The sequence below is a fragment of the Terrimesophilobacter mesophilus genome, from assembly GCF_014200375.1.
Classification (GTDB): domain Bacteria; phylum Actinomycetota; class Actinomycetes; order Actinomycetales; family Microbacteriaceae; genus Terrimesophilobacter; species Terrimesophilobacter mesophilus.
Window position 1 is genome coordinate 1,552,791 of sequence record NZ_JACHBP010000001.1, and the last position, 21,926, is coordinate 1,574,716.

Below are 21,926 nucleotides of genomic sequence, written 5' to 3' on the forward strand. Positions count from 1 at the left end.
TCTACCTTGCTTTCACATCCGGCGTCGAGGATGCGTCGATGACCGAATCTTTCGCGACGGGCTTCGTTGGTTTGGTCCCCTCAACTGCCATCCAGGCGATGAGGCGAACGTCTTCCAGGGCGATAACGGGAAGCGGTTCCACCTTTTCCGCCGGCTGAATTCCAAAGTCATCGAGAACGGTGATGATTGCCTCAATCACTGATTCGGACTCGCCCGGCGTACGCAAGGCCGCGCGCATCGCCTTCCTCGCCTTCGCCGTGGGTACCGTGTGAAGGCGCTTGATGGTTTCCATCTGCACGGCTCCCAAATGCCCGCCACTGTCTTTGACAAGTTCACGTGCGTCGCGGAACGATGCGGGGGGAGTGGCGACGAGGGCGTTCGGGTCCGTCGAGTGCATCCACTCTTCGTGTGCATCTGCCTGCGCAAGGGCCCAGGCTTCGTAAGCGGCCTGGAATGCTGAGGCGGGAAGCGACCGAGCACGATCCGGCTTGCCGGGATCCGCCGTGACGAGTGAGATCAGCGTGTCATCCACGACGATGCGCCCCTCCTCGTCGGGTGCGGGCTGCCATGACTCGTCAGTGTTGACGTTTCGGAACCAGGTGTGGCCGGTGTCGCCCATCTTCATGCAGAAGACGAAGGAGTGACCCGAAACGGCGGGGTTCACGAAGCCACTGCCGATTCCGTAGGGGAGGTCTTCAAGTTGTCCGCGAAGTGACGGGTTCGCGTCGAACGCGTTGACGAGGCGTCGACGATACTCCTCCCCCGAGCCGGCCGCGGATCCTCCGCTCTGTTCGATCAATTCCTCAATCTCGCCAACGATGTCGTCGGGGTCGTAATGCTCTTGTGGCGGGTAGTGCGAGACACCCGGGAGCACTTTGCCGGCGCCGATCGCAGCATCGGCTTGCTTGAGCTTGCGAACGAGAATCTGTTCCAGCCCAAGGAACTCGTCCAGATGCTCCGCCGGGAAGAAGACGTTCAGTTCGATTGCCTTGTGCTGGCTGCCGATGCGATCAACACGACCGTGCCGTTGGACGATCCGCATCGGGTTCCACGGCAGGTCGTAGTTCACAATGTGCCCGGCTTGTTGGAGGTTCACGCCTTCGGCAAGAACATCGGTAGTGAGCAGGAGGTCGTAGAGGTCGTCTTCGACCGGTGTGCCATCGTTGCGCATCCGCCCCGCTGTGCGCGGGGCAAAGTTGGCGACCGCTTTGGCGCGCGTCGGTTGGTCGATGCCGCCGCGTTTTCCCGACGCGAATTCGCCGATGATCGCGGGCGCGAGGCGGCCCCGGTACACGGCGAGCGGCGAATCGTCAGCCACTGCGCTGAGTGCGGTGGTGAGGCGTTCGTGCAGGTCGCGAATGGTGTCCGCGTAGGTGGAGAAGACGATGACTTTTCGCCGGTCTCCCGTGGGGGCGTTCGTCACGGCGGGCTTGGCCGCCTGGGTGACGATCCTCTTGAGTTCCGCGAGCAGGGCCTCGACCTTCGGCTCGCCGTCATGTGCCGCAGCAATGGCCAATGACTGGAGTTCCTTGATGAGGGCGAGGTCGCGCTCGACATCGGCCTTCAGCAGGTCAGCATCGTAGAGCGATGCCGGAGTCGCCTGATGTTCGGTGTCTTCATCGAGCCCTGCGATGATCTCCTCAAGATCCTCGGATTCGGAGTTGACATAGTCGCGCAGGGCGCCGCCGATCAGTACCGTGCCCTTGTCGAGCGCAGCGAGAAACGCGGAGTGTGTCTGGATGAGAACTCCGAGCGTCCCGGCCAGCGCCGTCGGCGACGACTCGAGTCGCTTGAGCAGTGCAGATCGGAGGAGGCCCATGTTGGACACCTCGGTCTTGTTCAGGTCTTCGGACTTCAGGTACCTGCTGGGTACGTATCGGGCGAGAAGGAGCCGCTTCGGGTCGCTCCGACGGATGCTGAAGGACGCGACGTGGGTTTCTTCTTCGGGGATGTCGAGTGCGTAGGTCACGGCGTCAACGAGATCGTCGCCCGGCCCGTCGAGTTGGTAATCGACGCGGCGCACATCCGCGTCGGGGAATTCGACGGGGATCTTCTTCCCTCCCGGGCCCATGATCGTCTCGCCCTTGTAGTTGTCTTTCACAAACTTTCGGGTGCGGCGGACGGCTACCTGGTCCATCAGATCGAAGAGGTGCGCGGGGGTGAGCGCTTCTGGGTCGAGCCCTTGGGCATCGCGAATGTATCGGCGAATCGAGGGAATCCCGATCGATGCGAATCGGGCGTCATCCCGGATGAAGTACTTCACCAGGGTTTCGAGGTCGATGAGTGAGTTGTTCACGGGTGTCGCCGTGAGCAGCACGACCTTCTTCGGGTGGCGTCCGGCAAGGATGATCCTGTCGAGCGCCTCGGACCGGGCTGCGCTTGCATTACGCAGGTTGTGCGCCTCGTCGACGATGACCAGAGCGGCGTCTTCTGCTTGATCGTAGAAGTTCTGGTGATCGGGATGCTCCGGGTCCATCCGGCTTCGGATCTCTTCGTAAGAATGGACCGTGACTCGGCGAGAGATGTCGTATTGGTCGATCACCGGATCCCAGACGGAAGCCTTCAGGGCGGCAGGTGTAGCGATGAGCACGCGCTGGCGCTGTTGCTCGGTGGCAGCGGCGATGACTTCGAGGGCGAGGTAGGTTTTTCCGAGCCCGACTTCGTCGGCGACGAGCACACCGCCGATCTCTTCGAGGAGCCTCCTCATTCGCTTTACACCGTCCGCTTGGAAGCGGGTGAGCTCGAAGCGTGTCGGCCCCGCCTGCTCGTCGTCGAGGTGTTCGCCGTAGCGGGCGAGCAGCATCCTGAGGAAGACGCTCCAGGGACTGTGCTCCGCCCAGAGGGGTTCGTAGAGGGCCGCGAGGTCGTAGGGTTCTGAGTCGGCCCAGCATTCGTCGAACCAGTCGATGACTTGTTGGGTGGACCCGTGGGTCCCTGAGGCGCCGACGTTCAGTTCGGCATTGCGGGTGAGCCCGGCGAGCGTGAGGTTGGACGAGCCGGCGAGGTACGCGGGGTGGGTGGGGTGGTTGCTGATGTAGGTCTTGCCGTGTAGGAATCCACCGGTGTAGCGGCGGATCTCGACGACGGGTTCGCCTTTGGTGTCTGCGGCACGGAGCCATTCGACGAGACGCTTGGCGGATGTCGTTGATTTGTGTTCGAAACCGAGCGCATCGCGTTCGGCCTTGAGCCATTTCGTGTGTCCGGTGAGGGCTTCGTTGATGCGTTGCTGCAGTGTCGTGTTGGTGTCCAGCGGTATCAGCGGGTCGGGGATGGGGTCGGCGCCGAGGAGGATGCGGATGCGCGGCATCTTCTCGAGTTCATCCGCGAGGAGGAGAAACCCAGCAGGGTTGATATAGGCGGTAGCTATGGCGGCGCTAGGGACATTCGCAAGCGCCTCACGGTTGACGCGGAAGAGACGCCGAACCTCTTCGCCGACAGTCATCTGGGGGGCGACCCGGTTGGTTGCGAAGACGGGAATCTGCTCGGTCATGCGACGGCCTTCCACTGCTCGTAGTAACCCAAGACTTTCTCGAGGCGGGCTTTGCAGTCCCAGCCACGATGGAAGGTCTCGAAGACGTGCGTCACTTGCGCCGCGCTCAGCCCGTAGAGGAGCGACACGAGTGCGTCGAGTTCTGCGATGAGCTCCGTCTTTGTCGTCTGATCGTTCGCTGTACCGACCTCGACGCCGACCTCGTCTGCCCAGGTTCTGTACCGTTCGTCGATAGCCGCGAGTCGACCTGCAATCGCGACAGTCCGACTGGCGAGACCGGAGTCGTACTTTGGCCACGGCACTGGCAGTCGAGTCAGAATGCCGAAGGTCAGGTGAAGCTCAACCCACCGACGTGCACTCCAGTCGAACGGTATCGAGGCCATCACTCCCAACAGAAATGCCTCGTGTCGCGCTGACCCTCGACGAGTGACAACCATGTGAGCGGGGTCGACGATTGCTCGCCCGGGCGGCGCAAGGCACGGAATGGAAGTTCGCGTATCCGTCGCACGCGCGATGCCTCGGTAAACGATCCGGGCCTGATCGAGTTGGAGGCGCCCTTCGGGCAGCGTCATGCCCGAGTATGCCGAACGCGAGGTTCGAGCAGCCCCTTCAAACTTCCGGCGAAGGTAAGGGCGTAAGACGTTCACCGGCGAGTACGCATACGGAACTCCCGCGTCCGGATTCCAGATGTTGAAGGAGGCGCCCGTGCCAACCGGAATACGACCGCGCGATTCCTCAACGTCGAACTCAAGAACAGGCTTGTCCTTTGTTGCGTTCAAGTCCCCTTGGATCAGGGCGAAGTCCACGCCCGACGGACTGTTGCGGAAAACTCCTGAGAGCATCATCGTTCGCAAGACTTGCGCGGCAGCCGTTCCGGGGATCAACGGGAATGCCGCAGTTTCGGACCACGATCCGAATTCCTCGGCAGGAACCTCGGCGGTGTTGACAGCTCCGGAAATGAACTCAGATTGGCTGAAGAATGGCCCTGCGAACCTCACCACATGATCTGTGCCGCGCTCGACAACAGTGAGACCCACCGTGTATTGAGGGTGGACGTTTGGGAATATCCACTGCATGTTGTTGGTCAGGAAGCACACATCTGCGAATGCCCCGTCTTTCAGAACGGATCGCCGCCATTCCGCGAGTGACGCGCCTGAGAGAGCGCCGCGGGGCAGGACAAGCCCCGCTCGTCCCCCTTCGCGCAACAAGCTCCAGTTCCTCCACCCAAACATCTGATACAGATCAAGATGTGCGGCGCCTACACCTGGGAACGGCCCTGCTGCGATTGCCCGACGTAGCGAATTGACTTGCTCAATTTCTGCCAGATATTGGGATTCAAGATCGGGCCGGCTCTGACGCAGCTCACGAAGCGCGACGATGCGCTTGGACTGCGGCATCGAGCGCAGACCCGGCAACCGGAGCCCCCACCAGTGATGCTCCGCTACGTGTAGCTCTTCCCAAGGCGGATTGCCGACCAGCACATCGAAGCCGGGCCGCTCGCGGAGGAACACCTCTGGGAAAAGGAACGGCATGTGCGCCGGCTGGAGCGGATCGACGGCTTCGCGCACCTCACGCATTGCAGCGAGAGTGACGAACTGTTCGGCGTCCCACGCCTCGTCAATCGTCACGCCGAGGCGCTTGGCGACGGCCACATCGAAGATCGCCTTCGCCGGGGCCGCTGCGTCGCGCGCTTTCGCCAGCGTCTCCGCACCGGCGGCGACCTCCGACTTGTCGGCCTCCGAAGCGTTCGCGTAGTCGATCAGAAGGTCGCGTGCGGCCGTCAGTGGCTCGCGAATGATCTGCTCAAACAGACCGTCAGCCATCAGGGCGTCCATAGCCTCGTCGATCGTGCCGATGCCGGTGAGGGAGTTGGCGAGGACGAGCCCGTGGTCCAGGCTCGACATCGGCAGGCCGGGGACAAAGGTGTGAATCCAGAGCGCGAGCTGCGACAGCTCGACGGCCAGCGGGTTGATGTCGAGCCCGTAAATGCAACGGCGTGCCACCTGACGGCGAAGGAGCTGACCGTCGGTGATCGCCTTCGCACCGTCCGTGTCGTGCCCGAGCGCCTCACGCGCCTTCTCCGCGAGGCGCGCGAGTTCGGCGCGCACGCCCGGCACCTCGGTGGCAGTGAGGAAGTCGCGCATGCCGCGCTCGATCTTGTCCACGGCGGCGACCAGGAAGTGTGCGGAGCCCATCGCTAGGTCGGCGACGCGGAAATCGAAGAACGCTTCTGCGGCTTGGCGCTCCCCGCCCTCGTCCACGAGCGTCTTGATCCGGTCGAGGTGGGCCTTCAGCGCAGGCTCGACCGAGCGCTCGATGAGGTGATCGACGACGATCTTCGGCGTGTAATAGGAGCCGGTCGCCTTCCGCTCCCCCGATGCCGAGTGGAAATACGGCCGGCCGGCGGGAGCGACGACCTCATCGTTCTCTCTCGCGGGGACGTAAGCGCCATTTCGGTCGACGGCGAGATCCTGCTCCGCGAGCGACAGGCTTGACTCCAGCAGGCCCTCGTAAATGGTGCCGAACTCACGTACCTGGAGACTCCGGAAATCAACCGGGCCGCGCATCCCGTCGACCGTCTCTTCGCTGAGGAGTGCCAGAAGTGCGGGACCCACCACGCTGTCGGGCAGCTCCAGCTTTTTCAGCAGCGCACCCTCTTCGGTGGTGGGGTCGAAGATACTGCCCCCGTACGCTGGAATCTCCCATCGGGTGTTCCCGTTGAAGATGACCTCCCACACTTGCGAGAGGTCAGACCAGATCGCCGACGATTCCGTCGCGAAGTTCTCTGGCTCGGTTGTCAGCTCGCGGCTGATGAAGGCCTGCAGTGAGTTCGCGTCAAAGTGATCGTTGCGCCCGGCCGGCAGCAACTCCGTCGCCTCCCCGTACGCTTGAAACAAGAGCCGGAACAGCACACGCATGGTCAAGCGGTACGCCATTTGGAGTCCGTCGGCGTTGAGCTTCAGGCCTAGCGATGGCAAGCGATCGGCGATCGCCAGCGACAGACCAGGGACCACGCCCTCGTAGACCCGGTCACGAAGGCGGGTTCCCAGATCGGCGGCGTACTTGCCGGAACCATCCAGGATCTGCTGAGTGGAACCTCCCGCATCCAGGGCATCGGCAGAAAAAATGAGGGTAAGCAGGGCGGCCTGTTCGGGGGCAAGCCAATCGAGGTCAAGCTCGAAGTAGGTCTCGGACTGGCCGCGTTGACCCACACCCACGCCGTCGCGACCAGGGTAGAGCCGCAGCGTCGACTTGCGCAGCGCAATGACCCATGGCACGTCCTCGCGACCGGCGATCTCCAGGGCCTTGGCAACCGGGGTGAGCTGATAGGTCGCAGATTTGCGGTCGAAGTTTTCGTCCTCGCGGAGGAGCACCGCGACGGCGCGCCGCGGGCCGCTTGACGTCCGAAGCACCAGGAGCCGGTCAGAGCCGGCAGCCTCCGATTCGAACCCGAGCGCGGCAACCAGCTCTGCTCCTCGTTTCGGCAAGATGGAGGTGGCCTTCTTGCCGGCCGCTTCCCAATCGGAGCGGCTCGGGACATCCCGGTTCAAGTAATACGTGGTGAAGAGGAACTGGTTGGAGAACGCAGCGCTACCCGCCGACGACATGATCTCCTGAATGGAACGGATGCGCCCGTGCGCCGCCAGGCCATTCGGTTCGTCGAGAACGGACTGAAGTTGGCGCTCCGCCTGACCCACCGTGATCGGTCCGATAGGTGGAGCGCTTGCAGTCGGGTAATGAATCCACACGCCTTCGGGTGCGACCGCAGCAACGATGAAGCCCATAGGAGATTTCGCGCCCCGAGACTTCCAGAGCTCATCGAGCATGCCCTTGGTCGGGCGGGTTGAGAGTCTTGCGATGCCGACTTGGATGGCTCCGACATCGGCGTCGTCCCGCCCGAACTCCACGACGGCATCCGCTGCACCTGCGGGGGCATCGGCCCACGCAACCGCACTCGACCCCTGAATCTGTAGCGCTGACATGCTCTCTACCTTCTCGACGTTCAATTCAGGTGCCCCTCAAACCACTCGGCCGGGGTGACGGTGGCCACTCGTTCAATGCCATCCGACTGGTCCACTGAGACTAGGTCGCCGTACGTTGTCATTCTGAGTGTTGTTCCGCTTTCGGCGCTAGTGGCGAATGGGCTCGCCATGTGCTCACCGGAATCCAGATCGATCACTTCCCCAGCCTGCGCAACGTAAAAATGGGAGGTGAAGAATCCGCGGGCGACTTCGCCTTCCGGGTCAGGACCGACGTAGCCGAGCAGCCGCGGGGTCGCTCCGATGAATCCACCGACCGCGCCGTCGGCATCGATCCACAACTCGCGCCCTCGGGGTTCGATCGCAGTCCACGCGCGGAACTTCTCAGCCGGGTGACCAGTGACCTCGCTGCTCACCGATTTCATGGTGTCGGGGTGGATGATGTCGCCGGTCTTCGTGACCCGATAGCGCAGTTCCGGGATCGGACCGGTCCAGGTACCACCGATCGGCGGGCGGGGGAGGTCTCCCGGAGTCTCAATCAGCTCGGGTTCGTTCACGGGAGCCGACGTGGGGGGTTCGGCTTCAGATCGCTCAGGCTCGGCTGGATAGCGACCAGTGCGAAGATCATCGAGACGACCGCTCAAGCGATCGATGCGATCACCGATGTGCATTCCATTTGAGGCGACGAACGCCTTCACGATCTTTGCGGCCTCGGCCAATTGCGCGAGGGTCGGATCGTCTCCGAAGTGAAACCAGGTGTTCCGCGTCCCCAGGATCTTGCGTGCTGCGGCCTGCTTCTGGATCTGCCCTCCGAACACGCCGAGGTATGGGGAGTCGGATTCGTGGATGTAGTCCCTGAGGATCACCGAAGGATCCTGAGGGTCGAAGCGGTGGGTCGGACGCCAATTCTTCGGATCGGACTGCTTGAGTTCGCTGATCCGGGCCGCGAACCAGTGCGGGCCGAGATCGGATTTCAGAGCGAAATGGGAGGTCACGTAGAGATCCCATCCGAACGCCCGCATCAAGGTGAAGTACCCCTTGACGAGCTCGCCGGGAGCGTCACTCTGTGGGAGCTCGATCGTGACGTCGAGGCCGGTCATGCGTTCGGCCCCTCGACCGCGGACTTGCCGTGACCCGTCATAATCGGCATGACGCGAGTCAGCGCGTAGACCGCAAACAACGCACGCGGGTCAGCGGCCAGGACCTCAATGGCCGGCTCCGACTTGAATCGCGTCGCGCTGGGGAGCAAGTCGCCATAGGTTCCGGTCGCCGTCGCACCGAGGTCGCGAAGAACCGTTGGAGCGTCAGCGTCTGCCCACCCGCCGATCTGGGCCCAGTCGGTGACGGCACCACTTGCCCGGCCGGCCTCACCGTATTTCAGTGCACGGATGCGGGCCACCAGTTTGTCGCCGACCGCCTTCGGAGAAATGAGGCCGGCATCCTCGAGGCGCTCGTAGTCAGCCGGTCCACCGAAAATCTCGGCGTGCCCGAGTGAAACCTCGTCGTCATCCGGCCATTTGACAAGGGCGATCCGAGCGCGGAGTCCGTCAGCTGCCTGAAGGTTGGCGAGGGTCGCATCCGCGACACGCTCTTTGCGGTCACCGTGCCACTGGCTCGGTGGGACTGCGGTTATCGCACGCGCACCGTCAAGAATCTCTACGGTGACCATGCCAATCGTGAAACTCGTCATGCCCACATCACCACCTTTCGCACCCGGCCCGGGAAAGTTTTCCAGGATACGAGCAGCCCCCGACATTCACGGAAATGAACGACGGCGACGTGAAGATGAAGTTCGGGTCGCCGTCGAGCAAACTCTCTGAGCCTGTCGAAGACGAAAAATCTTTCGCGTTCTCTTGTTGGTCAGGATATCGGGGTAGGCCATCACGTGGACGTCCCAGTACACCCCGTAAACAGGGCACGTAGTGACGGTCAGCTTCGCCTCCTCACTAGGGTGAGCACATGCCCCGCATGATCCCGCCCGAGCCGCGCCCAGGGGCGAATCGATCCGAGCGCGACCTGTTTCGCTCGTTCGAAGGCATCCTGGACCGGCCGGACTGGGTCGTCATCCACTCACTCGCGATCGGGCGGCACCAGGCCGGGCTGAGCGGCGAGATCGACTTCCTCGTGATCGTTCCCGGCCGGGGCATTGTCATCATCGAAGCCAAGTCGCCCGCCTACGTCGAATACAAGAGCGGCCGCTGGCACCTTGACCGCACACCTAAACCGGGCAAAGATCCGCTCCGCCAACTCGACGGCGCCCGCCGCAGCCTGCGCGGCCACCTCAAGGAGGCCGGTATCCTGCGCGGCGACGAGCCCATCGCGCGCCTGGTCTGGTTCACCTCCCTCGGCCGCCACCAGTTCGTCAACCGCACCCCGGGCGACCTGCAGTTCTTCGAGTGGGAGCTCGGCTGGCAGGAAGACCTCGACCGCCCCGCCCGGCTCATTGAAAAAGTGCTGGACGAACACCTCGCCTGGTTCAAACAAGTCGACGAGGTCGCCATCGATCCGGCGACCATGACCGCAGAGCACGTCTTCGAGATCTCCGACTCCCTCCTCGCCGATTTCACCGCGGGCCGCACCAAGGCCGACGACAAGCGCGACCGCACCACCCGCGAGGCGCGACTCCTCGCCGAGCAGCGCTTCGCACTCGAACTACTCCAGACCAATCCGCACGTCTACTTCGACGGGCCGGCCGGCACGGGCAAGAGCTTCCTACTCGTCGAGTCGGCCATCCGCTTCGCCCGCGACCTGCACATGCCCACACTGCTCACCTGCTGGAACGTGCTCATGGCCGACGAACTCCGGAGCATGGTGCGCGGCCGCACCCAGCTCATCGACATCGAGGACGTCAACTCATTCATGCTGCGCCTGTGCGGTTTGGCCGCCAACCCACCGGATGCCGACAACACCTGGTACCGCCAGACGCTTCCGCAGCGCGCGCTCGAAACCGTGCGCGAGCATCCGCACCTTGCCAGTTACCAGGCTCTGTGCATCGACGAGTTCCAAGACCTCGCCGACCAACCCGCGGTGCTCGACCTCGTGCTGGCACTCACCGCCTCGCCCATCGCACACTGCCCGGTCGTGCTCGCCGGCGACGACCGGCAGCGCATCCTGAGCACCAGCTCCGCGGCGCCGGGTTCGGTCTCGGTCGCGCGCTCGCGGCTGCCCGGCATCGTGCACGCGCGGGTGCGCCGCAACTGCCGGATGCTGCCCTCCATCGCCGACGGCGTCTCCCGCTACCTCGACCCAACCTTCACTTTCACCGGCCACCGGATGCCCGGCACGCTGCCCGGCGGTCTCAGTCGGGTCCCCGTTGGTGACGCCACCGAAACCGCTGCTTTGGCGACCGCGTTGCGCGAACTGCTCGTCGACTACGAGCCGGAGGACATCGTCGTGCTCAGCCCGTTCGGAGGGAAGAGCTCCCTTGCCGCACGGGTGCTGCGCGGTTCGGGGCGCACGCCGGACGAGACTTGGCTGCGCAAGCAACTCGCCCGCGAGGACGGCGCCGGGCGAATCCGCTGGTTCTCGGTCTCCAAGTTCAAGGGCCTCGACGCGGATGCCGTGGTCGTCACCGACCTCGACGCCGACGCCCGCGACTGGGTCGAGTCCACCGGTCACTCCTGGGACGATGTGCGCTATGTCGCCGAGAGCCGGGGCAAGTATCGCGTGGTGCTGCTGGAGGGGCCGTCGCTGGTTGAGTAGCCGACATCGGTGGCGCATCGAAGCCACCCAGAACGCTTCGCCGCCCGCTACCGTGTTCCCATGAGCGATAGCCACGTCTTCGTGACCCTCGGGGACATCACGCACCTCGAATGCGACGCGTGGATGCTTCCCACGGACAGCAACTACAGCATCCGGCCGGCTTGGCGCACAGCGGTTCCGGGGCTGACGGACGAGGTCATTGCGCGGTCGAAGGTGGAAGGATTCGGTGCCGGGGCTATCAAATCGACACCCATTGTGGATTGGCCGACGACCTCACCACTTCCGGTACTTAGCGCAGTGCCGCCGAAGGGTCTCCGCGGCCCGGATGACCTCGTCGAGCTGGGCGAAGCGGTTGCCGAATTCATCCGTGTTTCGGAGCGATCGACTCGAGCCCGCCCTCAGGAACGGAGGGCAAAGCGACTGTTCGCGATGCCCGAATTCGGCAGCGCCGGTGGAGGGGGCGCGCTGAAGAAGGGCGAGATCCTGGACGTTCTGCTTAGCCAGGCACGCGTCGCTGCGAGCGAGCACGACGTTGACGTGGTCATTGTGCTGCGAGACGAACGCACTTTCGCGTTGGCGCAACAGCTGCGCAAGAGCATGAATGGTCAATGGTCGACGCTCACACCGAATCAGCGAGAGGTCATCGAACGGTTGGCCGAGCTCGCTCGAAGCGGAAAGCTGGTGCCATTCATGGGCGCGGGAGTGAGCGTGAGCGCTGGAGGGCCGACGTGGCCTGACCTGATCGCCAAATTGGCTGATGGAGTCAGGATGACCGAGGCTCAGACGATCTCTCTCAACTCCCCGGGCCGGAGTGCGCTCGACCAGGCCGCCTACCTTCGCGAGGCGTATCGACGTGAATACGGTGACGTGTCGGCGTTTGGAAATGCCGTTGCCGACGCGGTCTCTACAGACCGTTACGGTTTGGCTCCCGCCCTGTTGGCGAGCCTGCGAACGGAGCAGGCGATAACACTCAACTACGACACCCAGTTCGAGACTGCATCTGTCGATGTCGAAGATCCCCGGACCATCATTCCAGCGGATGGCTCCCAAGGCGGTGTATCCGACAAGTGGCTTCTCAAGCTCCACGGGTCGATAAAGGACCCCAAGACAATAGTGCTGACGCGGGATGATTACCTCGGCTACAACGCCAATCGTGAAGCGCTCTCGGCGATTGTGAAGGCCAACCTCATCACCCATCACCTGCTGTTCGTCGGCTTCGGGCTCGCGGATGATCACTTTCATCAGATCGTCCACGATGTCCGGAAAGCCATTCCGACGTCAGAATCCAACAAACTGGGCACCGCGCTGACAATGAAAGCCGATGATCTGGACCAGGCCCTCTGGGGTGAGCAATTAGATCTCGTCGTCATGGGTTCAGCCGACGACCAACGTGAGGCTGGCAGGCAGTTGGAGATCTTCCTCGACGCCGTGCTCGCCCATGCCACAGATGGCCACTCGTACCTGCTTCACGAGAGTTTCGAGTCCTCGTTGACCGCTTCACAAGATCAACTTCGGAGGAAGCTCATGCAGTTCAGGGACACGCTGGACGAGCAGGACCGTGAGGATGCGAGCTGGCCCGTCATCGAGCGACTGTTCCAAGAGCTCGGTGGCTGACTCATGTACCTACTCGACGAAAACACGCTCGTGACGAGTGCGAGCGACCTCAAATTGGCGTCCGAATGTGAGTTCGCCTTCCTGCGGATGCTCGACTACCGACTTGGGCGGATCGACGCGGCCCCCACTGACGACGACCCCATGCTGCTCAAGGCCGGCGAACTTGGAGGAGTGCGGGAGCTTGCGCAACTGGCGCAGTACCGGGAGCAGTACGGCGACCGTGTGATCGAAATCGCGCACCCGGAACCACGCGACCGCGACACGTTGAGAATCGCCGCATCCTCCACTCTCGAAGCTCTACAGTCCGGCGCGCCCGTCGTCTTCCAGGGCACATTCTTCGACGAGACCGAGCCGAACCGCCCGTTTATCGGCTACGCCGACTTCATCGTGCTGCGACCCGACGGACGCTACCGCGTGCAGGACACCAAACTCGCCCGCTCCTCCAAGCCATACATGCAGGATCAGCTCGCGCTGTACCACGAGCAACTTGAACGGCTCGGCGTGCCCGTGGACGACATTGTCGAGATCCTGCTCGGCGACGGGACGAGCGTCGAGCACGACATCGCCGACCTCCGCGCGGGACTCGTCAAGCGCCGCGACCGGATGCGCGAGCTCGTCGCTGAACACCTCGCCGAGGCGGGTCCGGTCGAGTGGGGCGACGACCGCTACACCGCTGACCGGCGGTGCGTGCACTGCGTGCCCGAAGCTGAAGCGGTCAACGATGTCACGCTGGTGGCCAACCTTCTGGGCGCGCAGCGACTGAAACTGCGCGCAGTGGGCATTCGCACCGTGGCCGATCTCGCGGCCGCGATCCAGCAGCCAGCTGGTGGCGGCATTCCCGCGCGGACGTATGCGAAACTGCAGAACCAGGCACGCCTGCAGCACGCAGCAGCCCAGCATCCTGAGTCCCTCCCGCCGCTCGAGGTCGTCGATCCAGCACTGATCGCCGCCCTGCCACCGCACGATCCCGGCGACCTGTTCTTCGACTTCGAGGGCGATCCGATGTCCAGCGAAGGCAGCGGTGACACGATCGAGTGGGATCTCGACTACCTATGGGGCGTCATCGACGTGGAGGAGCAGTTCACGCCGTTCTGGGCGCACACGCTTGAGGAGGAGAAGGCCGCACTTCTCGACTTCCTGGAGCTCGTCGAATCGAGGCTCACCGCGTACCCGTCGATGCACGTGTACCACTATGCGAGCCACGAGATCACCCACCTCAAGAAGATCGCCGCGCGGCACGATGTCGGTGAGGGTCGGGTCGCCGCGCTCATCGAGGGCGGATTGTTCGTCGACCTGCTCAAGACCGTGCGGGGCGCATTGCAGATCGGGTTGCGGTCGTACTCCCTGAAGAAGATCGAGCCCCTCTACATGGGCGACGAGCTGCGGTCGGATGACGGGGTGACGACGGCGGTCGGCTCGGTTGAAGAGTATTGGAAGGCACGCGAGGCGATGGATGCCGGGAATGCCGCGGAGGCGCAGACGATTCTCGATCGCATTGCGGACTATAACCGCTACGACTGCGTGTCGACTCTGCGCTTGCGGAACTGGCTGAAGTCGCTGCCGGAGCCGGTTTCGATACGCCCGGCTGCGCCGGACTACTCAACCAGCGGGCACGGGGTTGACGCGTAGATAGAGCTCGGCCGGCTTCCCGCGAGCGCCCGTTCTCAGCTCACCCGTCGCGACGAGCCCGGGCAGCATCGTGCGACGGAACGTGTCCGGGTTGAAGCGCTTGCCGGCGATCGCCTCGTGCAGCAGGCGCAGGTCGCGCACGGTGAAAGGCTCGGTGCCGAGCAGCGCCCATGGGTCCGGTGCCGCGCGGTACTCCGCGCGCAGAGTCGCGGTGGCGGCCGCGACGATCTCCTCATGGTCGAACTGCAGCGCCGGCAGCTCGTCGACGGGGACGATGCGTGTGCGCTCGACGAGACGGATACGGTTGGCCGCCACGACATCCAGATGCGCCACCGACAGAACCCACCCGCGGTCATCGCGCTCAGGCTCATCGAAAACCCGAAGCTGCCGTGGGCGAAGGCCCTCGACGCCGGCCTTCTCGCGGAGCGACCGGAGCACTGCCTCGGCCAGTCTCTCTCCGTCGTGGAGGAAGGTTCCTGGCAGCCGCCACTGGGCGCCGTCATCTGCGATGGCGTCATTGGTCCTCGTCAGTAGCACGCTCAGTCGGCCAGAATCCGGCACAGTGAGCACCGCCGTGTCGACCGCCACAGATGGCCGAGGGTAGTCCTCGAGGGACTTTCCGGCGCTGTCGCGGTAGGGGTTCGTCATCCGTTGGGTCACAGAAGAAGATTAGCGCAGATTTCGCCAATGTCGTTGGGGAGGTGCATACTGATGACAGAAGCCATTTAGGCGAAATGTTAGCTAAAGGAGATTCTGATGTCAGATGAGATGCCCCAGTCCTTCAAGGACGGAGAGTTCGGCTACGCTCCGTGCGTCATGCTCGGCGGCCCACTCGACGGGAGGCGCTACAAGCTCCCCATCCTGCCGAACGGTACGGTGCCCGACGGGTTCGGCCACCCCCTGCAGCAGCCGCCCGAGAACAGCCCTCTCGCCTACTACTACCGGGCGTATGACGAGACGATCGGTGATTACTACGTCTTCATCTACCAGGGGACCCGTGGACCGGGTGGCAACCGTGCGCTCGTTGACACGCCCGTGATCGGTGAGAACACCTGTGAGGGCTACGGTGCCGGCCCGCGCACCGAATCGCGCATGGCCGAACGAGGAGAATGACCGAGATGAGTGAGAACGTGAACCCAGAAGCCCGAAAGGCCAGACAGCTGGATCGCGCGATCGGCGCCGTGCTGGCCTCCGCCGCTGGCGACGCCCTCGGATCGCAGTACGAGTTCGGTCGCGCCTTCGCCGACGACCGCCAGGTCGAGTTCGGGGTCGGCCACTTCGGGCACGCCCGCGGCGAGTGGACCGACGACACCTCGATGGCCATGCCCATCCTGCAGGCGCTCGCCCGCGGCGACTCGCTCAACGACGCCGCCACGCTGGGGCACATCGTCGAGGAGTGGTTCGAGTGGTCGCGCAGCTCGCGCGATGTCGGCGTGCAGACCTCGGCAGTGCTCGGGGCCCTCCACGGCGAATACACCGAGGAGCACGCGCGAACTGCAGCCCGCTCGGTGCACGAGCGGTCTGGGCGCAGCGCAGGCAACGGGTCGCTCATGCGCACCGGGCCCGTCGCCCTCGGATACCTGGGCGATGGCGAGGAGCCAGCGCTCATCGACGCCGCCGGGCGGCTCGCGCAACTCACCCACTGGGAGGACGACAACATCGACGCGTGCGTGCTGTGGTGCCTCGCGATCCGTCACGCCGTACGCACGGGCGAGCTCGACATCCGCGCTCAGCTCGACTGGCTGCTGGCCGAGCGGCGCGACCGATGGGCCGGGCTCATCGACGAGGCACTCGCTCCGGATGCCCACCCGCGCGACTTCACGGCGCAGAACGGCTGGGTCGTGCGCGCGTTCCAGGGTGCGCTCGCCGCTGTCGCCGGTGCCCGCGCTGCGGATGGCCGCACCCAGGTGGTGGACGTGCTCGAGCGGGCGGTGCGCGGCGGCAACGACACGGACACCGTGGCCGCCATCGCGGGATCGCTCGCCGGTGCGCTGTGGGGCGCGAGCCAGGTGCCGCTCGTGTGGAAGCGCATCCTGCACGGATGGCCCGGCGTCGATGCGAACGGGCTCACCGACCTCGCCTTCCTGGCGACGCGTGGCGGCAAGTCGACGAGCGATGGATGGCCAACGGCGGCACTCCTGCCGACAGCCCAGTTCGTGCACACGCCGGCGCGGAGGCATCCGCACGACGACGGCGTCTGGCTCGGATCGTTGAGTGCGCTCGCGGACCTGCCCTCCGAAATCGGGGTTGTCGTCTCACTGTCTCGTGTCGGAGCCGAGCAGGTGCCGGAGGGTCTGGAGAGCATCCGGGTATGGCTCGTCGATCAGCCCGGCCACAACGCGAACCTCGATGGGGTTCTCACGGATGCCGTGGACACCATCGCCGCTCTGCGCGCGGAGGGCACGCAGGTCTTCGTGCACTGTGCTGAGGCGCGCAGTCGCACGGCGGCCGTGGCGGCACTCTATGCGATCCGTCACTGCGGCGTCGCGCCCGCACAAGCTTGGTCGGATGTCGCTGCGGCGCTCCCGCACTTCGCCCCCGCCGCGGAGCTGCGGGAGGCGGTAGCGCGCGTCGCAGGCGGGCACGACGACTCACGTCACCGTTAGTTCCAATACGCCCGCTTCGCAGGCCACTCGATCACAGGAGAGTCGCTGGTTGAGTAGACGCCATCGGCGGCATATCGAAGCCACCTTGGAGTATCTCTGACAGGAATGATTGCCTCTTCAGATGCTTACGGTGTCAGAGGTTCGTGGTCTACTCTCGGTATCCAAGGGAGAGGTAGAGATGGGCACGGTACGGTATCCCACGAGCGAGGAGCTTGAGTCGCGGCGCGAGGAGATCATCGCGTCGATCGGTCGTTCCGAACGGGACCTTCGCGCGGCCGGTGAGTCTGGCACGATCTCGGGTGACGAGTATGAGGCGCTGTCCGAACTCGATGTCATCGGCTTTCTTCTTGGCGAGGACAAAGTCGAAGTCGCATAGTGCCGTCGGATTTGGCGACGCGGGCATCGTCATTCGCGGCCGAACTCGGAGCGATGCTGCAGGCATGCCTGCCGAAGGCTCCCGGCGTTGATGCCCGAGGCGCGGGCAATCGATTCGTTGTCCAGCCGACCGACAATGTGGGGCAACGGACTCAAGTCCCACTCTTCGTCGACGGAAAGCAACTAGCGTCGCTCGACTTCACCATGTATCTGGATCTTGATTGGTCGGACACCTACCTGAAGAACGTGCGGACCGACATTTCAGTGTTCTCGATTCTCGACCGGCAACCGCTGTTTCACCTCGACTACAGGGCCGACATGAGCAAAGCGCCCCGCGCACACTGGCAGTTCCACGCGGAGCGTGGATCGCTCACCCACCTGCTCACTCTCGCGCATGAGCATCGGCCTAAGGACGCCAAGAATCCGCACACGCTATCGAAGCTCCACTTTCCTGTTGGCGGTGAACGGTTCCGGCCTTGCCTCGAAGATGTGGTGCAATTTCTCATCGAGGAATGCGGTGTTGATCGTCGGAGAAGGTGGCGCGCCGCAGTAGATGCGGGGCGCGAGGAGTGGCGTCGGCTTCAGTTCCGTACCGCGGTTCGCGATCTTCAGGAAGATGCGGCCGAGGTCTTGCGTCGTGAAGGCTGGAAGGTTACGGCGCCGAAGACATTGACTTCCCAAGCCGCATCGACCTTGCGGAACTGGTGAGCCTATCCGCTGCCCACACCTCCCCGCCATAATGTCTTCAGGCTCGCAATCAAGGGCCGAAAAGGAAAAAGGGCGATGAGCGACGAGATTCAAATCATCAGCGACGGTGATGGTCTCGCGATCATCGGCGATCCGAAGGCAGTCGACACCTTTCTGCGCGCGGAAGGCCTCACGTCTCAGCAGTTGGACTTGCCGCGACTCAGCCAGGCACTGAGGGCCGGGTCTCAGGTTGCGAGCGCTGCCTCTGCTCTCGCTTCCGGTTCAGGTCGATGGGTGAAGCTGACGGAGGGGTCCGTTCAGAAGATCAATGCTTTTGGACTCATGAAAGGCTCGACGCCCGGCCTCAGCAGGGGTGTCGTCCAAGCAGGTAATGGAAAGATCAAGGGCATCGTCGAGTTCACGTCGGGCTCGCTCACCAATCCCGCCTTCCTCGCCGGCGTCGGCGGCCTGATGGCGCAGATGGCCATGCAGCAGGCCATGGACGAGATCACCGAATACCTGGCTACGATCGACGCCAAGGTGGACGACATTCTGCGCGCCCAGAAGGATGCCGTGCTCGCCGACATGATCGGCGCGGGAATGGCGCTCGACGAAGCCATGACCTTGCGCGCCCAGGTCGGACGGGTGTCGGAAGTGACCTGGTCAAAGATCCAGACGACGTCGATGATCGTCGCGCGAACGCAGGCCTACGCACTCCGCCAGCTCGATGCACTCGCGGACAAAGTAGAAAAGAAGAACAAGGCTGACGACCTTGCCAAGGCGTCGAAGAATGCCGAAGCGAAGGTTGTCGAGTGGCTCGCCGTTCTCGCCCGCTGTGTTCAACTTCAAGATGCCTTCACCGTCTTGGAGCTCGATCGAGTTCTGGACGCCTCGCCCGGCGACTGGGAGCAGCATCGGGTCGCCCTGAAGGACGCCCGCCAGACGCGCCTCGAGCTCATTGCGAACAGCACGCGCTCTCTCATGTCGCGGCTCGATGCGGCCGTTGGCGTCGCGAACGCGCAAGTTCTCCTCCATCCCATTGCACCGCGGGCGGTTGCAGTTTCGACCAACGAGGTGGGCCAGCGTGTCCTTGCGTTCAACGAAATCCTGGGAATCGAGTCAAGCCGGGACGCCTTGGAGGCAAAGCGCTGGCGCGAGGCGGCCACCGAAGTGAGGGACGGGGTAGTTGCCGCTGGCGCAGAGGGCGTGGAGACGGCAAGGCGCATCGGCGGTGCGACCTTCAATCGGGCGAGAACCTTGACGGAGAAAGTCGCGAAAGAGGTCTCCGACCGCACCCGGCCGCCTCGAGAGCGGTAGACACCCGTCAATGCTCCCTGACGACTGGATCGAGCACCGGCGCGAAGGCGACCACGAGCTGGTGGGGTGGATCGCGCCGGACGGCGACGGGTTTCGCGCGTACGACATCCTGGGGCGGCCCGTCGGCGACGGGGTGCTCGACTGGGTCGCCGCCGAAGAAGCGCTCGAGGTTCGCGGGATCGGGTTTCTTGCGGCGCGGCATCGGCTGCGGCTGGCCGACGGGAGTGAGCGGCCTGTGCGGATCAGCGAGGTCAACACCACTCGGGTCGTCGTGATCGCCGATGAGTGGGGGAGCGCGTCAGCGGTGGGGAGTGGGGCGGATGTCTTCGAACTGGGGTTTCCGGCGCCGGGGGAGCTGATGATCGAGTAGGCCGGGCTTGGTTTCGGTACGCGACCTTCGGCCGCTTCCCAACGAGCGAACGGGCGGTTACGCCCCCAGCAAACACTGGGCGAACCCCTAGAAACACTCCGGTAACCTTTACCGAAGAAAGGTGCCGGGACCATCGCCCGGATCGCTCATGGATTTCAAGCGTTTTCTTCGCGGCCCGCTCGTCTACATCGTGCTCGCGATCGTCGTGGTGTCCGTGGGCTTCAGCCTGCTCACCAGCTCGTCCTTCCACGAAGTCACCACCCAGCAGGGCCTCCAGCTGCTCTCCACGAGCAAAGTCGACTCCGCCACCATCGTGGATGGCGAACAGCGCGTCGACCTCGTCCTCAAGAAGGCCGGCACCGACGGCAAGCAGGTCCAGTTCTACTACGCGGCCCCCCGCGGCGCCGAAGTCGTCGCCGCAGTCAACGCCGCCGACCTCAAGAAGTTCGACGACCAGGTCGACAAAGGCAACTGGTTCACCTCGATGCTCGGCCTCATCATCCCGTTCCTCATCATCGGCGTCGTCTTCTGGTTCCTGCTCTCCAGCATGCAGGGCGGTGGCAACAAGATCATGCAGTTCGGCAAATCCAAGGCCAAGCTCGTCTCCAAAGAATCCCCGAAGGTCACCTTCGACGATGTTGCAGGGGCGGATGAAGCCGTCGAAGAGCTCCACGAGATCAAAGACTTCCTGAAAGACCCCACCAAGTTTCAGGCCGTCGGCGCGCGCATCCCCAAGGGCGTGCTCCTGTACGGCCCCCCCGGCACCGGCAAGACCCTTCTCGCCCGCGCCGTCGCCGGCGAAGCGGGTGTTCCCTTCTATTCCATCTCCGGATCCGACTTCGTCGAGATGTTCGTCGGCGTCGGCGCGAGTCGCGTGCGCGACCTCTTCCAGCAGGCGAAAGAGAACGCCCCCGCCATCATCTTCGTCGACGAGATCGACGCGGTCGGCCGCCACCGTGGCGCCGGCATGGGCGGTGGCCACGACGAGCGCGAGCAGACTCTCAACCAGCTCCTCGTCGAAATGGACGGATTCGACGTCAAGACCAACGTCATCCTCATCGCCGCGACCAACCGCCCCGACATCCTCGACCCCGCCCTCCTTCGTCCCGGCCGCTTCGACCGCCAGATCGGCGTGGACGCACCCGACCTCAAGGGCCGCGAGAAGATCCTCGAAGTGCACTCCAAAGGCAAGCCGATGGCCAAGGGCGTCGACCTCGAAGTGCTCGCCCGCAAGACCCCCGGCTTCACCGGCGCCGACCTCGCCAACGTGCTCAACGAGGCCGCGCTCCTGACCGCCCGCTCCAACGCGCAGCTCATCGACAACCGCGCCCTGGATGAGGCCGTCGACCGCGTCATGGCCGGCCCGCAGCGCCGTACCCGCGTCATGCGCGACCAGGAGAAGCTCATCACCGCCTACCACGAGGGCGGACACGCGCTCGCCGCCGCATCCATGCGCCACACCGACCCGGTGACCAAGGTCACGATCCTCCCGCGCGGGCGCGCCCTCGGCTACACCATGGTGCTCCCGCTCGAGGACCGCTACTCCGTCACCCGTAACGAGCTCCTCGACCAGCTCGCCTACGCCATGGGCGGCCGCGTCGCCGAAGAGATCGTCTTCCACGACCCGACGACCGGCGCCTCCAACGACATCGAGAAGGCCACCGCGATCGCCCGCAAGATGGTCACCGAATACGGCATGAGCTCGGATGTCGGCGCGATCAAGCTCGGACAGTCCAGCGGCGAGGTCTTCCTCGGCCGCGACATGGGACACCAGCGCGACTACTCCGAAACCCTCGCCGAAACCGTCGACGCCGAAGTGCGCAAACTCATCGAGCAGGCCCACGACGAAGCATGGAAGGTGCTCAACGACAACCGCGACATCCTCGACAACCTCGCCACCGAGCTGCTCGAGAAGGAGACCCTCGACCACAACCAGCTCGCCGAGATCTTCGCGAAGGTCAAGCGGCTGCCCGAGCGACCGCAGTGGCTCTCGAGCGCCGGCCGCCCCGTGTCGAAGCGCCCACCGGTCGCACTGCCGGAGAAGGCGCCGATCGACCAGGGCGTCGTGGACGGCGGAGTCGACTCCGATACGGGCAAGCCGAAGCGCGCCCCGCGCCGCAAGGCGCCCGGAATAGCAACGGCCTAGTAGGGCGGCA

15 protein-coding genes are annotated in these 21,926 nt (G+C 64.2%); 10 read left to right on the forward strand and 5 right to left on the reverse strand.

Annotation, left to right across the window (positions count from 1 at the left end; genetic code table 11):
- Position 1: 1 nt before the first annotated feature.
- From BKA04_RS07755 to BKA04_RS07770, 4 genes are read right to left on the reverse strand one after another with little or no spacing between them, the layout of a single operon-like run.
- Positions 2-3,490, reverse strand: coding sequence for an SNF2-related protein (locus BKA04_RS07755; protein ID WP_104095903.1), 3,489 nt, complete (start codon positions 3,488-3,490; stop codon positions 2-4).
- Positions 3,487-7,497 (reverse strand): Eco57I restriction-modification methylase domain-containing protein, encoded by a 4,011-nt coding sequence (locus BKA04_RS07760; protein ID WP_134542263.1) that lies wholly within the window; start codon positions 7,495-7,497, stop codon positions 3,487-3,489. Before BKA04_RS07760 ends, BKA04_RS07755 begins: the two co-directional genes overlap by 4 nt.
- Positions 7,494-8,570 (reverse strand): hypothetical protein, encoded by a 1,077-nt coding sequence (locus tag BKA04_RS07765; RefSeq protein WP_104095905.1) that lies wholly within the window; start codon positions 8,568-8,570, stop codon positions 7,494-7,496. The genes BKA04_RS07760 and BKA04_RS07765 overlap by 4 nt, the downstream gene beginning before the upstream one ends.
- Positions 8,567-9,160, reverse strand: coding sequence for a hypothetical protein (locus tag BKA04_RS07770; protein ID WP_104095906.1), 594 nt, complete (start codon positions 9,158-9,160; stop codon positions 8,567-8,569). Before BKA04_RS07770 ends, BKA04_RS07765 begins: the two co-directional genes overlap by 4 nt.
- 269 nt (positions 9,161-9,429) lie before the next feature.
- On the opposite strand from BKA04_RS07770, the gene BKA04_RS07775 reads away from it, so the two are divergent.
- Genes BKA04_RS07775 through BKA04_RS07785 form a run of 3 tightly spaced genes read left to right on the forward strand, consistent with a single transcriptional unit; the run spans position 9,430 to position 14,415 of the window.
- Positions 9,430-11,172, forward strand: a complete 1,743-nt coding sequence (locus BKA04_RS07775) for a nuclease-related domain-containing DEAD/DEAH box helicase (RefSeq protein WP_104095907.1) — start codon at positions 9,430-9,432, stop codon at positions 11,170-11,172.
- Between the two features lie 9 nt (positions 11,173-11,181).
- Positions 11,182-12,786: an SIR2 family protein gene (locus BKA04_RS12270; RefSeq protein WP_134542265.1), complete on the forward strand. Its 1,605-nt coding sequence runs from the start codon at positions 11,182-11,184 to the stop codon at positions 12,784-12,786.
- 3 nt (positions 12,787-12,789) lie between these two features.
- On the forward strand, positions 12,790-14,415 hold the full coding sequence (locus tag BKA04_RS07785; protein ID WP_104095909.1) for a TM0106 family RecB-like putative nuclease: 1,626 nt from the start codon (positions 12,790-12,792) through the stop codon (positions 14,413-14,415).
- On the opposite strand, the gene BKA04_RS07790 is transcribed toward BKA04_RS07785, so the two are convergent.
- Positions 14,386-15,075: an NUDIX hydrolase gene (locus BKA04_RS07790; protein ID WP_232842001.1), complete on the reverse strand. Its 690-nt coding sequence runs from the start codon at positions 15,073-15,075 to the stop codon at positions 14,386-14,388. The two genes, BKA04_RS07785 and BKA04_RS07790, sit on opposite strands and share 30 nt — an antisense overlap.
- 96 nt (positions 15,076-15,171) lie before the next feature.
- Between BKA04_RS07790 and BKA04_RS07795 the strand changes: the two genes are divergently transcribed.
- The 7 genes from BKA04_RS07795 (at position 15,172) to ftsH (ending at position 21,916) form a co-directional block, all read left to right on the forward strand.
- The gene (locus tag BKA04_RS07795; protein ID WP_104095911.1) at positions 15,172-15,528 is read left to right on the forward strand and encodes a hypothetical protein; all 357 of its coding nucleotides are present in this window, start codon (positions 15,172-15,174) and stop codon (positions 15,526-15,528) included.
- 5 nt (positions 15,529-15,533) lie between these two features.
- Positions 15,534-17,021: an ADP-ribosylglycohydrolase family protein gene (locus BKA04_RS07800; protein ID WP_167309698.1), complete on the forward strand. Its 1,488-nt coding sequence runs from the start codon at positions 15,534-15,536 to the stop codon at positions 17,019-17,021.
- 178 nt (positions 17,022-17,199) lie between these two features.
- Positions 17,200-17,397 (forward strand): hypothetical protein, encoded by a 198-nt coding sequence (locus BKA04_RS07805; protein ID WP_104095913.1) that lies wholly within the window; start codon positions 17,200-17,202, stop codon positions 17,395-17,397.
- Positions 17,397-18,104, forward strand: coding sequence for a hypothetical protein (locus BKA04_RS07810; RefSeq protein ID WP_104095914.1), 708 nt, complete (start codon positions 17,397-17,399; stop codon positions 18,102-18,104). Before BKA04_RS07805 ends, BKA04_RS07810 begins: the two co-directional genes overlap by 1 nt.
- Positions 18,105-18,179: 75 nt before the next feature.
- Complete coding sequence (locus BKA04_RS07815) at positions 18,180-19,400, forward strand: hypothetical protein (protein WP_104095915.1); 1,221 nt, start codon at positions 18,180-18,182, stop codon at positions 19,398-19,400.
- Positions 19,401-19,410: 10 nt separating this feature from the next.
- Positions 19,411-19,770, forward strand: a complete 360-nt coding sequence (locus BKA04_RS07820; RefSeq protein ID WP_104095916.1) for a hypothetical protein — start codon at positions 19,411-19,413, stop codon at positions 19,768-19,770.
- 148 nt (positions 19,771-19,918) lie between these two features.
- Positions 19,919-21,916 carry an ATP-dependent zinc metalloprotease FtsH gene (ftsH, locus tag BKA04_RS07825; protein ID WP_104095917.1) on the forward strand — a complete coding sequence of 666 codons (1,998 nt, stop codon included), beginning with the start codon at positions 19,919-19,921 and terminating at the stop codon, positions 21,914-21,916.
- Positions 21,917-21,926: the final 10 nt, after the last annotated feature.

Coding starts and splice junctions, on each gene's coding strand:
- BKA04_RS07755 (WP_104095903.1), bottom strand. CDS start 3,490: ATGACCGAGCAGATTCCCGTCTTCGCAACCAACCGGGTCGCCCCCCAG.
- BKA04_RS07765 (WP_104095905.1), bottom strand. CDS start 8,570: ATGACCGGCCTCGACGTCACGATCGAGCTCCCACAGAGTGACGCTCCC.
- BKA04_RS07770 (WP_104095906.1), bottom strand. CDS start 9,160: ATGACGAGTTTCACGATTGGCATGGTCACCGTAGAGATTCTTGACGGT.
- BKA04_RS07775 (WP_104095907.1), top strand. CDS start 9,430: ATGCCCCGCATGATCCCGCCCGAGCCGCGCCCAGGGGCGAATCGATCC.
- BKA04_RS07785 (WP_104095909.1), top strand. CDS start 12,790: ATGTACCTACTCGACGAAAACACGCTCGTGACGAGTGCGAGCGACCTC.
- BKA04_RS07795 (WP_104095911.1), top strand. CDS start 15,172: ATGTCAGATGAGATGCCCCAGTCCTTCAAGGACGGAGAGTTCGGCTAC.
- BKA04_RS07800 (WP_167309698.1), top strand. CDS start 15,534: ATGAGTGAGAACGTGAACCCAGAAGCCCGAAAGGCCAGACAGCTGGAT.
- BKA04_RS07805 (WP_104095913.1), top strand. CDS start 17,200: ATGGGCACGGTACGGTATCCCACGAGCGAGGAGCTTGAGTCGCGGCGC.
- BKA04_RS07815 (WP_104095915.1), top strand. CDS start 18,180: ATGAGCGACGAGATTCAAATCATCAGCGACGGTGATGGTCTCGCGATC.
- BKA04_RS07820 (WP_104095916.1), top strand. CDS start 19,411: ATGCTCCCTGACGACTGGATCGAGCACCGGCGCGAAGGCGACCACGAG.
- ftsH (WP_104095917.1), top strand. CDS start 19,919: ATGGATTTCAAGCGTTTTCTTCGCGGCCCGCTCGTCTACATCGTGCTC.